General features: G+C 32.7%; 10 protein-coding genes. All 10 read left to right on the top strand.

The genetic code is table 11. The annotated features are described in order from the left end of the window. Positions 1–249: 249 nt before the first annotated feature. Positions 250–1,578 carry a sensor histidine kinase gene (locus tag M2651_RS13865; RefSeq protein ID WP_252132934.1) on the top strand — a complete coding sequence of 443 codons (1,329 nt, stop codon included), beginning with the start codon at positions 250–252 and terminating at the stop codon, positions 1,576–1,578. Beyond that, the gene (locus M2651_RS13870) at positions 1,575–2,246 is read left to right on the top strand and encodes a response regulator transcription factor (protein ID WP_252132935.1); all 672 of its coding nucleotides are present in this window, start codon (positions 1,575–1,577) and stop codon (positions 2,244–2,246) included. The genes M2651_RS13865 and M2651_RS13870 overlap by 4 nt, the downstream gene beginning before the upstream one ends. Beyond that, a complete protein-coding gene (locus M2651_RS13875) occupies positions 2,239–3,570 on the top strand; it encodes an ABC transporter substrate-binding protein (protein WP_252132936.1) in 1,332 nt (443 codons plus the stop codon). The genes M2651_RS13870 and M2651_RS13875 overlap by 8 nt, the downstream gene beginning before the upstream one ends. Positions 3,571–3,605: 35 nt before the next feature. Further along, on the top strand, positions 3,606–4,556 hold the full coding sequence (locus M2651_RS13880; RefSeq protein WP_252132937.1) for a sugar ABC transporter substrate-binding protein: 951 nt from the start codon (positions 3,606–3,608) through the stop codon (positions 4,554–4,556). A 195-nt stretch (positions 4,557–4,751) separates the two neighbouring features. Further along, positions 4,752–5,738, top strand: a complete 987-nt coding sequence (locus tag M2651_RS13885; RefSeq protein ID WP_252132938.1) for a sugar ABC transporter substrate-binding protein — start codon at positions 4,752–4,754, stop codon at positions 5,736–5,738. Between the two features lie 84 nt (positions 5,739–5,822). Then, positions 5,823–7,328 (top strand): sugar ABC transporter ATP-binding protein, encoded by a 1,506-nt coding sequence (locus M2651_RS13890; RefSeq protein ID WP_252132939.1) that lies wholly within the window; start codon positions 5,823–5,825, stop codon positions 7,326–7,328. Further along, positions 7,318–8,313 (top strand): ABC transporter permease, encoded by a 996-nt coding sequence (locus M2651_RS13895; protein ID WP_252132940.1) that lies wholly within the window; start codon positions 7,318–7,320, stop codon positions 8,311–8,313. The genes M2651_RS13890 and M2651_RS13895 overlap by 11 nt, the downstream gene beginning before the upstream one ends. A gap of 42 nt (positions 8,314–8,355) precedes the next feature. Beyond that, a complete protein-coding gene (locus tag M2651_RS13900; RefSeq protein WP_252132941.1) occupies positions 8,356–9,303 on the top strand; it encodes a PfkB family carbohydrate kinase in 948 nt (315 codons plus the stop codon). A 292-nt stretch (positions 9,304–9,595) separates the two neighbouring features. Then, positions 9,596–12,904: a type I restriction endonuclease subunit R gene (locus M2651_RS13905; RefSeq protein ID WP_252132942.1), complete on the top strand. Its 3,309-nt coding sequence runs from the start codon at positions 9,596–9,598 to the stop codon at positions 12,902–12,904. A 20-nt stretch (positions 12,905–12,924) separates the two neighbouring features. Further along, a partial coding sequence (locus M2651_RS13910; protein ID WP_252132943.1) for a type I restriction-modification system subunit M N-terminal domain-containing protein occupies positions 12,925–13,113 on the top strand: 189 nt, incomplete at its 3' end.

Consider the following 13,113-nt stretch of genomic DNA (forward strand, 5'->3'; position numbering starts at 1 on the left):
GGATATTTAACTCCTCAAAAATGCGAAGATTTAGCTAGAAAAATTGCATAAAAGGTTCAACTTTTTGTGTCTAATATATTGACATAGATCCAGTTTATGGTATGTGCTGTTTTTAGTACATATCATAAACACCTTTGTTGTTTGAATTATAAAATATATGCAAAATAACTAACCTTTTTTAGAGGAATTACCAAAAACGCATAGAATAATATAATTTATAAATGAATATTTTAAAGCAGGGTGAAAGAGATGTATTTAAGACGAAATATGTTCCTGACACGAATGATTATGTTTGTAATAAATTTTATATTTATATTATTTATGTCTATAATTATTTATAATACAACAGAACTAATATGCGACTATGATATTAGTCGTGAATTCATTGAAAAAATAAAGTACATTCCAACGATACCGTGGAAAGTACCTGTGTATTCAATACTTCTTTTAATGCTGCTTTTTATGAGTGTAATTGTAAGAGAACGTATATCAAAAGACAAACAGATGGTTTTTTATATTTTTAGTTTACTGGACATTATAATCTGCGTAGGTATAATGTACTGTCTTAATATGAGCTATAAGGGAATTTTGCTTATAGCAATTGCTAATATAATAATATACATAGGTGGCATGAAAAAGAGAGGATTTTTTATTGCTGCGGTTATAATAATTTATGTTCTATTAGACTATGATATTTTATCAATTAAAAAAAATATGTTTTCAATCAATGATTATGTTCAGTATTATACTTCAATGCAAAGACTTTATATATTTGGAATCAGAAATATTTTAAATTCAACTAATGAAATTATTTTTATTCTATTTATGATATTAGTAATACAGAATCATATTGAAGAAAATAATAAAATCAAAGAGCTTTATAGCAAGTTGTATAAGACAGCTGAAGAACTAAAGATTGTTAATATACAGCTTCAGGACTATGCAAGGAAATCCGAAGATATGGCTAAGACAAAGGAAAGAAACAGACTGGCAAGGGAAATCCATGATACTTTAGGACATTCACTAACTGGGATATCTACAGGGTTGGAAGCCTGTATAGAATTATTTGATATAGATAAGGAAAAGATGAAATCACAGCTAATAAAAATCTCTGAACTTGCGAGAAAAGGACTTTTGGATGTAAGGAGATCTGTAAGTGAATTGAGGCCGGATGCTCTTGAAAGATTTTCTCTCATACCTGCGCTTTTGAAACTTTCTGAAGATATTAATGAGTGTACTAAGACAAGAGTTAATCTTAAGGTAAAAGGTAAAGTATTAAAGCTAGGTGCTGATGAGGAGGAAACCGTATACAGAGTAGTGCAGGAAGGTATTACAAATGCAGTAAGGCACGGGAATGCAGCTTGTATTGATGTGCTTCTTGAATTTATTGATTTTGAGCTGCATATAAAAATAGATGATGATGGAATAGGCTGTTGCGATATTAAAGAAGGTTTTGGACTTAAACATATTAAAGAAAGAGTGGACATGCTAGGCGGAGAAGCTAGTTTCCGTAATAATGATGGAAAAGGCTTCAGTATTTATGTACTTATACCTATAAGAAGGAGAGATGTTAAATGATTAGAGTCATGATAGCAGAGGATCAGGAGCTTATCAGACAGAGTCTTGAAATAATACTTGGAAATAAGCAGGATATGGAGCTTGTAGGTGTTGCTGAAAATGGAAAAGAAGCAGTTGAGCTTGCTAAAAAACTTATACCGGATATTATTTTGATGGATATTCGTATGCCCGAAATTGATGGTGTTAAATGCATTAAGCTAATAAAGGAGAGGCATCCTCAAATTAAAATAATAGTACTTACAACCTTTGATGATGATGAATATGTGTATAATGCCTTAAAAAATGGTGCCAGCGGCTATCTGCTTAAAGGAATTTCTTCAAATGAACTTGTAGAGTCAATTAGGACAGTTAATCAGGGAGGAGCATTAATAAACCCTAACATAGCTGTTAAAGTAGTAGAGTTTTTTTCTAAAATGGCTAATGCTGATTTTAAAATAAAAGTGGATGAAACAGCTCTGAAAGGCTTAAGCAGAAATGAGCTGAAAATAATTCAACTTATTGGAAGAGGTATGTCAAATAAGGAAATTACAGAAAAGCTTAATTTCAGTGAAGGTACTATAAGAAACTATATAAGCGGGATTTTAAGTAAATTAAACCTAAGAGATAGAACTCAAATAGCTATTTTTGCAGTTCAATCAGGTTTGGAGATGATGAATATAGATGGCTAATAAACGAATAACATCAGATAAATTATTAAAGTTTTGTTTTATAATTGCATTAATAGCTGTAGTATTGACTTTTATATTTATTTATTATGAAAAAAAGAAAATTGTGGTGCTGGAGTTTGGTACCTTTGCAGGAAGCATATATGATGTGCCTGACTGGCAGTCGTATAAGGCACTGGATAAAGCTATAGATAAGTTTGAGAAATTGCATCCTAATATTAAAATAAAATATAAGAGTGGAATTCTTAAAAGCGATTATTCTGAAAGGCTTTCACAGAGTATCATAAAAGGGAATGAACCAGATGTGTTTTGTGTGCTTCCTGGAGATTTTAATACTTTTACATCTATTGGTATTTTAGAAAAGCTCGATAACTTTATAAAAAAGGACAGTTCTTTTGATATAAACAAAATATACGAAAATGCTGTTCAAGCAGGACAGTCTCAAGGCTATCAATATGCATTGCCAAAGGAACTAGATCCAGAATTGATGTTTGTTAACAAAACCCTTCTTGAAAAAGAAGGTATTGAGGTTCCTAGCGGTAATTGGAATTGGCAGGATTTTTACAATATATGCAAAAAAATTACTAAAGATACTGATGGTGATGGCAGGCTAGATCAGTTTGGAGTTGTTGGCTTTCAGTGGCAGCATGCTGTTTATACAAACGGGCAGCAGCTCTTTGATCTGAATGGAAATAGCGCAGATTTTAATAAGGAAGGCATTATTGAAGCTATTAGTTTTATAACTTCTCTTAATAAGTTAAACCAAAATTACACGGTTACTTTGCAGGATTTTGATGCAGGAAAGGTTGCATTTAAGCCTTTTCTTTTTTCCTCCTACAGAGCCTATAAGATATATCCATACAAGGTTATAAGATATGGAAAGTTTGAATGGGAATGCATTAAGCTTCCACGGGGTCCTAAAGGGAACAATGCATCTCAGTTAAATAGCTTTCTTATTGGTATGAGCTCAAGAAGTAAGCATAAAAAAGAAGCCTGGGAGTTTCTAAAGTTTTTAACTTATAATAAGGATATCCAGCTGGATGTTTTTAGGTATTCTTATGGTATGCCTGTGATAAAGGATATAGTAGGCAGCATAGAAGCGGAAAATGAGTTATTAAAATACAGCTCTGGTGAAAAGTTCTTTATGGACAAGAAGTCCCTTGAGGAAATTGTAGAGCAGTCTTTGCCAACTCCAAGGTTTCATAAGTATGAGGAAGCTATGGATATAGCTGATAAAGAGATATATCAGCTTATTAATAGTGGTAAAGACGCAGAAGGAACTATCGCTAAGCTTAATAATAAAATAAACAACTTATTAAAACAATAGCATTAGGTTAATAGCTTTCGAAAGGGGGACAGACTGTGTCTAGAAGACTGATTAAAGTTTTATTAATCAATATTTTTATTATAGTGTTTCTTTTCGGTTGTTATCCTAAAATGCAGACAGGTTCTGCGGTAAGTGGAAAAAGACTTAAATTTGGTGCTAGCTATATGAATATGAATAATCCATTCTTTGTTAAATTAAATGATGGAATAAAAAAGGTAGTTGATAGTAATAATGGAAAGCTTATTGCTCTCGATTCTCAACTTGATAACAATAAGCAGCTGGCACAGATTGATGACCTTATAGCTCAAAAAGTTGATATGATTTTTTTAAATCCTGTGGATTGGAAAGGAGTAAAGCCTGGACTTGAAGCTGCCAGTAAGGCAAATATTCCTGTAATTGTAGTAGATTCACCAGTCTATGATGACAGTTTGGTAACAAGCACTATAGTATCTGATAATTATAATGCAGGTGTACTATGTGCTCAGGATATGGTAAAAAGATTGAATGGAAAAGGGAATATAGTCTTACTTGAGCATCCTACTGCAAAGTCAGCCATGGACAGAATAGAGGGTTTTGTAAGCACTATAAAAAGGTATTCTGATATTAATATTGTTATGAAGGATAATTCAAACGGACAGCTTGAAATTGCCATGGATACTATGTCACGAATTATGAAAAATATAAAAAGCTTTGATGCTGTTATGTGTCTTAATGATCCAACAGCCATGGGGGTTATAGCAGCACTTCAAAATAGTAATAAAAAAGAAAAGGTGCTTGTATATGGTATTGACGGTTCAGAGGAAGCTATAAAAATGATAGAAAATGGCAGTTTAACAGCAACTGCTGCTCAATTTCCCTATAAAATCGGAAAGGCAGCTGCAGAAACAGCTTTAAAGAAGCTGAAGGGGGAAGTTGTTGAGACATATATAAAAATTCCAGTGGAACTTATAGATAAAAAAAATTTAAATAAATATTATGAAAACTAGAAACCTGCTTTAATTGTTAGCAGGTTTTATTATTTTTGTCATTAATTATATGACAAATGTAATGTAAAACTAGTGACAAAGTACAGGTGAATGTAAACGTTGAGTGTGTGATAATAAGGACAAGATGAAAAACGGTTTCACAAACTGATATCGTTGACATCGAATAGATATAAAAATTTTAGGAGGGGTTTTTTTATGACAGCAAAAAAAATACTATCTATTATTTTAACAGGGGCACTTACTTTAATAACTTTGGCAGGATGCAGTTCAAAGCCTGCAGCAACAACTAATACCAATGATTCAAAGAATTCCGCTGAAGCTGGGAAAAAGCATTATAAGTTTGGAGCTACATATATGACAATGAACAATCCGTTTTTTGTAGCTCTTAACGATGGTATAAAGGCTGTAGTTGAGGCTAATGGAGATACACTAGTTGCTCTAGATCCTGCACTTGATCAAAATAAACAGATAAGCCAAATTGAAGACCTTATAGCTCAGAAGGTTGATGCAATATTTTTAAATCCAGTTGACTGGAAGGGAGTAAAACCAGCACTTGAAGCAGCTAAAAAAGCTGGTATACCAATAATTAATGTTGACGCACCAGTATTTGATGAAGATTTAGTAACAAGCATTGTTGCATCAGACAATTATAATGCAGGTGTGCTTGTAGCACAGGATGTTATGAAGAAATTGAAGGAAGCAAATGTAGTTCTTCTTGAGCACCCAACTGCAAAGTCTGCTATAGATAGAACAAAGTCTTTTGAAGACACTGTAAAAGATAAGCCAGAATACAAGATAGTTGCAAAACAATCTTCAAATGGTCAGTTAGAACAAGCAATGCCGGTTATGGAAAATATAATTCAAGCTCAAAAGAAGATAGATGTAGTTATGGGATTAAATGACCCAACTGCACTTGGAGCTTTAGCTGCTCTTCAAGCCGCAAAGAGAGAACAAGGCGTACTTATTTATGGAGTTGATGGAGCTCCAGAAGCTAAAAAGATGGTTAAAGAAGGCAAGATTACAGGTACAGCAGCACAATCTCCAAAGGGTATAGGAAAAACTGCAGCAGAAACTGTATACAAGGTATTAAAGGGTGAAAAAGTTGAGAAGAACATAAAGGTACCAGTAACTCTTATAACTAAAGAAAATGTTGATCAGTTTGGAGTAGATGGATGGCAATAAGCTAATAGTTATCGTTCTGCCTAGTTTTAGGCAGAACGATAACATCATTTAAGAAACTACTGTGAAAGTTGGTGAAGGGCTTATATGGATAATGTAATTTTACGAATGGAAAATATCCATAAACGGTTTCCAGGGGTATATGCCTTATGTGGAGTAAATTTTGAATTGAGGTATGGAGAAGTTCATGCACTCCTTGGAGAAAATGGAGCAGGAAAATCTACGCTTATAAAAGTACTTGCTGGAATTCATCCTGTAGATGAAGGTTCTATTTATATAAAGGGTGAAAAACGTAATATTGACAGTGTTAAAGCATCTCAAGCAAACGGCATAAGCGTTATACATCAGGAATTGTGTCTTGTTCCTCACATGACTGTTAGTGAAAATATATTTTTAGGCAGAGAAAAGCTCAAAGGTAAATTTAAAGCTGTAGATAAAATTGGACAGAATAGAAAGGCTCAAGAAATATTGAACTCATTAGGCTTGGAAATCAAAGCTACTGATATGGTTGCAAAGCTAAGCGTTGCTCAGCAGCAAATGGTGGAAATAGCTAAGGCTTTATCAGTTGACTCAGAAATAATAGTTATGGACGAACCTACTTCTTCATTGTCAGAAAAAGAAGTGGATATGCTTTTTAAAACTATTGATAATCTAAAAAAGAGAAATATAGCTATTATATATATATCCCACAGGATGGAAGAGCTGTACCAAATAACAGACAGAATAACTGTTATGAGGGACGGCAAGTATATTGGAACAAGAGAAACAAAAGATGTTACTATGGATGAACTTATATCAATGATGGTTGGAAGAGAGTTAAAGGATTTATATATAAGAAATTTCCATGAACTTGGAGAAAAAGTTTTCGAAGTTAAAAATCTAAGCAGAGATAATGTTTTAAACAATATCAGCTTCTCATTAAATAAAGGTGAGATACTAGGAATAGCAGGGCTTGTTGGAGCTGGAAGAACGGAGCTTGCCAGAGCAATATTTGGCGTTGACAGCTTTAAGTCCGGAAAAGTGATTATTGAAGGAAAAGAAGTAACAATAAATTCTCCTCAGGATGCAATGAATAATGGAATTGTTTTAGTTCCTGAAAGCAGAAAAGAGCAGGGACTTATTCTTATAAAAAGTGTGGGCTACAATATCACTCTTTGTGTATTAAATGAATTTATGAAAACATTTAGTAATGATAAGCATAAGGAAGAAAGTATAATATCAGATTATATAAATAAGCTTTCCATTAAAACTCCATCTTCTAAACAGTTGGTAGGTAATTTAAGCGGTGGAAATCAGCAGAAGATAGTTATAGCAAAATGGCTTGCAACTAAGCCTAAGGTGCTCATTTTAGACGAGCCTACAAGGGGTGTAGATGTTGTTGCAAAGGCAGAAATCTATTCCATAATAGATATGCTTTCAAATCAAGGGGTAAGTATTATAATGATTTCTTCAGACTTGCCTGAAGTAACGAACATGAGCGACAGAGTAATGGTTATGTGCAGAGGAGAAATTGCTGGTATTTTAGAGAGAAAAGACATTACTCAGGAAAGAATAATGAAATTAGCTACTGGAGGTGCAAAGCATGCAAGTTAGTACAGCAAAAATTGATGGTGAATCAGCTCTTAAAAGATATTTTATAAATCCTGTTATTAGTTATATTAAAGAAAATCTAGGTATATTGATTGGACTTATAGTAATGTGCATAGTATTAAGTATTATGTCTCCTGCATTTTTAACAAAGAGCAATGTGCTTAATATATTAAGACAGGTATCAACTAATGCAAACCTAGCTTTTGGAATGACTTTAGCAATTATAATCTGCGGAATTGACTTATCAGTAGGTTCTATTCTGGCACTAGCAGGTACCTTAACTGCAGGACTTATTACTGTTAACCATATGCCTTCAGTCCTTGCTATACTCATAGGCTTAGTAGTAGGAACTCTTTTGGGGTTATTTAATGGTGTTGTTATAGCAAAGACAGGGATACCGCCTTTTATTGTTACCCTGGCAATGTATAATATTGCAAGAGGTGCTGCCTATGTTTATACAGGGGGTAATCCTATCAGAACAATAGATCCAGTTTTTAACTTTATAGGCAATGGATATTTGGGACCAGTTCCGCTTCCAGTTATTTATACTGTAATATTTTTTATTGCTGTTTCATATATGATGAATAGGACACAATTTGGAAGGCATATTTACGCCTTAGGTGGAAATAAGGAAGCAGCTAAGTTTTCAGGAATTAATATAAATAAAGTACAAATAGGAGTGTACACCTTACTAGGATTTCTAGCTTCTTTCAGCGGAATAGTACTTTGTGGTAGAATGTATTCAGGGCAGCCAACTGTTGGTGTTGGTTTTGAACTTGATGCTATAGCAGCCGTAGTTCTTGGTGGAACAAGTATGATGGGCGGAATTGGAAAGATGGGCGGAACAGTTTTGGGAGTACTTGTTATAGGAGTACTAAACAATGGACTTAACCTGCTTAATATAAATTCCTTCTGGCAGCTCATAGCAAAAGGTATAGTAATCTTATTAGCTGTTTATGTTGATATTCTAAAAAAGAAGAAAAGATAACATGCTGGTAAAACAAATATAAGCTTAGAAGGAGAGAAATGAATGTTTGATGTTGTTGCTTTAGGAGAACTACTTATAGATTTCACACCTTATGGCGTTTCAGAACAAGGAAACATATTGTTTGAAAGAAATCCTGGAGGTGCTCCTGCAAATGTAGCAGTTGCTTTAGCAAAGCTTAAGAATAAAACAGCCTTTATAGGCATGGTAGGAAATGATGAATTTGGAACATTTCTTAAAAATGTACTAGAAGATAATGGAGTGAATACTGATGGACTGAAGTTTAACAAAGAGGTAAATACAACCTTGGCTTTTGTTCATCTTAATAATGGAGATAGAAATTTCAGCTTTTATAGAAATCCTGGTGCAGATATGATGATAAGCACCGAGGATATAGATTTTAATATAATAAAAAACTCTAAGATTTTTCACTTTGGTTCCTTATCTTTAACTGATGAGCCGTCAAAAAGTGCTGCACTGGCTGCAGTAAAATATGCTAAAGATAATGGAATTGTTATATCCTACGATCCTAATCTTCGCCCTCCGTTATGGAAAAGCTTAGAGCATGCAAAAGAAATGATAACCTTAGGACTTAACTTTGCAGATATATTAAAGGTATCAGAGGAAGAGTTGGAATTTATTACTGACACAAAGGACTTAAAGGAAGGAACCGATATTTTATTTAAAAAAGGTATAAAATTAATCTTCGTTACTTTGGGCGAAAAAGGATGCTTCTACAGATATGAAGGAGGCTTTGGGCTTGTAGAAGCATATAAGGTAAATGCTATAGATACAACCGGTGCAGGAGATGCATTTTTAGGTGCAGTTTTGCATAAAATCAGCGACAAAAGCTTAAAACAGATGACTGATATGAAAAAAGAAGAAATGGAAGAAATTATAAAATTTGCAAATAAGGCTGGAGCCTTGGCAACAACTAAAAAGGGAGCTATTCCTGCAATGGTAACTATGGAGGAAATTATGAGAGGAATTTAATATTTTAAATAATCTGCATTATAATATAAATTGCTTTCAATACAATAGAAAAATGCACTTTTGCTTTTATAACAGCAAAGGTGCATTTTTGTTATAAGTATATATATCATAAACACTTTTTTGCATATTTATAAAAATGCTGTGTTTTACATTAATTAGAAATTTTGTATAAAACATTGAAATTTTTAGTCGAAACAAATAAAATATTATTGTATAAATTAAATAGTATAATTGCATTAATTATGATTGGGTATAGAACTGCTCATTAAGAAGGAGACAGAGGGGGATATATATGTCTAATTTCACTTTTTTAAATAATAAATGGTCAACGTTAGCAAAATTAGGCAGTCAGGCTGAAAATTATTTGCATACAGATAATAATGCATCAATGCTGAAGATGCGTATGTTTGGAGAGCAGATAATTGATTATATACTTACAGCTTTGAAAGTTGAAATACCTAAATTTGCAACTCAAGATGATAAAATTAAGCTTTTAAGAGCTACAGGAATAAATGGAGCTATTCCCGATCTTTTTGATATAGTAAGACGTTATGGCAATAAGGCTAATCATGAAGGATATGAAAATAAAAAACATGCTTTAGAGTGTCTCGTTTCTATGTATAAGGTAGCTGCATGGTTTTATATAAAAGTAACAAAGGATACTTCAATAAAGCCATTAACTTTCAAAGTGCCAAAAGCTTCAATAGCTAAAGCACCAGTATATGATATTGAAGATTATGATAATGAGAAGAAAGAAATCATAGAAGAGCATACTAAGGAAGTAAATAAAATTAAGGAAGAGGTAAAAACAGCTGTTGAAACTGAAGAAGATAAAGTTATAGAGAAAGAAACAGAAGTAAGCTTAGAGCTTAATGAAGCAGAAACTAGAAAGAAGCTTATAGATATAATGCTTAAGGATGCTGGATGGGATGTTAATAATACTGAATTAGTTAAAATAGAGTTTCATCTAGAGAACCATAAAGAAGCAGGTAAAAAAGGTTTTGCTGACTATGTACTGTTTAACAAAAAAGGCAAACCAGTTGCAGTTATTGAGGCTAAAAAATCTTCTGTTGATGCTATTATAGGTCGCCAGCAGGCAGTTGAGTATGCTAATACTATTGAAAGAGATTATGGGATTCGTCCAATAGTTTTTTATACAAATGGATATGAAATATATATGTGGGATGATAAATACAGTGAGCCAAGGCAGCTTTGGGGATTCTACACTTTAGAGGATTTAGAGGAATTATTCTTTAAACACAAGTATAAGAAAGACTTAAATAAAGTTCACATAGATAAAAATATTGCAGGAAGACCCTATCAAATAGAAGGTATTAAAAGAGTATATGAAAGATATGAAAGCGGGTCTAGAAAAGCGCTTTTAGTTATGGCAACGGGAACAGGAAAGACAAGAACTGTTATTGCGCTTACTAAAGGTATGATGGAGGCAAACTGGGTTAAGAGAGTTTTATTTTTAGCGGATAGAGATGAACTTGTCAGGCAGGCTAAGGAGGATAAGAACAGTTTTAAAACTTTTATGCCTCAGCAGATATCCTGCAGGTTTACCGGTAAAAATTCAGAAAATAGAGAAGCTACTCTTTACTTTTCAACCTATCAGACTATGATTAATTATTTCAGCAGGTTCAGTGTAGGCTTTTTTGATCTTATTATTTGTGATGAGTCTCATAGAAGTATATACAAAACATATAGAGATATATTGGAATATTTTGATGCATACATTATTGGTCTTACAGCCACACCGGTAGATTTTATAGAAAGAAATACTTTTGATTTATTTAATTGTGACAATGGAAATCCTACATTTAATTTTTCTGCTCAAGAAGCCTGGAATCATGTACCGCCATATCTTATTGAGCCTAGAGTAATTGATGCTACTACTGAATTTTTAAGAAAAGGTATAAAGTACAGTCAGATGACAGAAGAACAAAGAAGACAGGTAGATGAAGAAGGATATGATGGTTATGAATTTGAATTTGATAAAGATGCTTTAGAAAAACAGATTACGAACAAAGATACAAACAGATATATATTAAAAACACTTATGGATAATGGAATTAAGGTTGGAGATTACATTGGAAAAACAATTATATTTGCAAAAAATAAAGTCCATGCCAATAGTTTAGATTCCTTATTTAATGAAATGTATCCACAATACAAAGGTAAGATGACTGCCGTTATTTATTCAGGTGTTAAGGATAAAGAAATACTTATTGAGAACTTTAAAAATGAAGAATTCCCTAGAATAGCTATATCAGTTGATTTATTAGATACAGGAATAGATGTACCTGAAATAGTTAACCTAGTATTTGCAAAGCCTGTTTATTCAAAGGTTAAGTTCTGGCAGATGATAGGCAGAGGAACTAGAAGATGTGATAACTTGTTTGGAGATGGAGTAGATAAAAAAGAGTTTGCTATTTTTGACTCATACAAAAACTTTGAATTCTTTGAGATGAATCCAAAAGGATTTGTACCAAGCCCTCAAAAAACCTCTATACAGGTTAGATTTGAGCTTATGTGCAAGCTTTTAGAAGTTTATAAGTCAAAGCATAAAACGGATATATGCAATGCTTTTATAGAAAAGTTAAAGGCAAGCATAGAGGAACTTCCATCAGAGAGTATTGAAATAAAGAAGAATAGAAAGAAGATAGAGCAAGTTAAAAGAGAGGAATATTGGAATAATTTAAGTGAAGATTTCATTAAAAAGCTGAAATTAGAGATAGCTCCTCTTATGCAATGGATTGAAGCAAAGGTCAATCAGGATGCTGTTTTGTTTGATAACTCAATTTATAGAATACTTCAATGCTTTGAAACTAATGATAAGGACGGATTAGTCAGAGAAATAAATAGCACCATGGAAAAACTTGCAAGATTAAAAACAAATATAAATCAGTTTGATGGTAAGAGAGAACTTGTAAAATCATTATTAGAGCCTTCAGGCTGGGATAATCTAAGTTATGAAAAGCTAGAAGAGATAAGAATAGATTTAAGAGATTTAATGAAACATAAGGGGTCTGTAGCAAGCTCTTTTGTAGTAATTGATATAAAAGATACTGGATCAGTAGTGAAAGAAATAAGTGCAGGTTCAGTACTTTATGGAGCTAACATGGAACCTTATGAAAAAAGAGTAAGGACAGCTATCGAAGATAAATTAAAGGACCAGCTAGTAATTCATAAAATTAGAAAAGGGGAAAAGCTTTCTCAAACAGAGATTGATGGTATCTATTCAATATTTAGTGATGATTTTGTTTATAGTATAGATGAGCTTTCAAGTAAAACTGATATAGATAAAGAGGATATAGTTGGTATTATCAGAAAGTTTGTTGGTGTTGATGAAATAGAATTAAATAAAAGGTTTGAAGAGTTCATTCAAAAGCATCATAATAAGATGAGTGCAACACAGATTAAGACTTTAGAAATAATTAAGAATGATATTGCTAAAAATAAAGGAATATCCTTTGCAGCATTATTTGCAGCTCCGTATACATCCTTTAATCCAAATGGAGTTGACGGAATATTTGGCAAGATGGCTGATGAAGTGTTTGAACTAATAGCACCCTTTAGAGTAAGTGTTATATCATAAACTTAGAAAGGAAGATACAAATGTTAAATGCAGAAATTAAGAGCAAAATAGATAAACTATGGAATAACTTCTGGTCAGGGGGAATATCAAACCCTTTAACTGTAATAGAACAGATATCATATCTATTATTTATAAAAAGATTAGATGACGTGGATAATGCTAATGAAAAGAAAGCTAATAGAATAGGCAGACCCTTTAAATCAGTATTT

This window comes from Clostridium caldaquaticum (genome assembly GCF_023806125.1).
Taxonomy (GTDB): Bacteria; Bacillota; Clostridia; order Clostridiales; family Clostridiaceae; genus Clostridium_AT; species Clostridium_AT caldaquaticum.

Coding starts and splice junctions, on each gene's coding strand:
- M2651_RS13870 (WP_252132935.1), top strand. CDS start 1,575: ATGATTAGAGTCATGATAGCAGAGGATCAGGAGCTTATCAGACAGAGT.
- M2651_RS13895 (WP_252132940.1), top strand. CDS start 7,318: ATGCAAGTTAGTACAGCAAAAATTGATGGTGAATCAGCTCTTAAAAGA.
- M2651_RS13885 (WP_252132938.1), top strand. CDS start 4,752: ATGACAGCAAAAAAAATACTATCTATTATTTTAACAGGGGCACTTACT.
- M2651_RS13890 (WP_252132939.1), top strand. CDS start 5,823: ATGGATAATGTAATTTTACGAATGGAAAATATCCATAAACGGTTTCCA.
- M2651_RS13875 (WP_252132936.1), top strand. CDS start 2,239: ATGGCTAATAAACGAATAACATCAGATAAATTATTAAAGTTTTGTTTT.
- M2651_RS13865 (WP_252132934.1), top strand. CDS start 250: ATGTATTTAAGACGAAATATGTTCCTGACACGAATGATTATGTTTGTA.
- M2651_RS13900 (WP_252132941.1), top strand. CDS start 8,356: ATGTTTGATGTTGTTGCTTTAGGAGAACTACTTATAGATTTCACACCT.
- M2651_RS13905 (WP_252132942.1), top strand. CDS start 9,596: ATGTCTAATTTCACTTTTTTAAATAATAAATGGTCAACGTTAGCAAAA.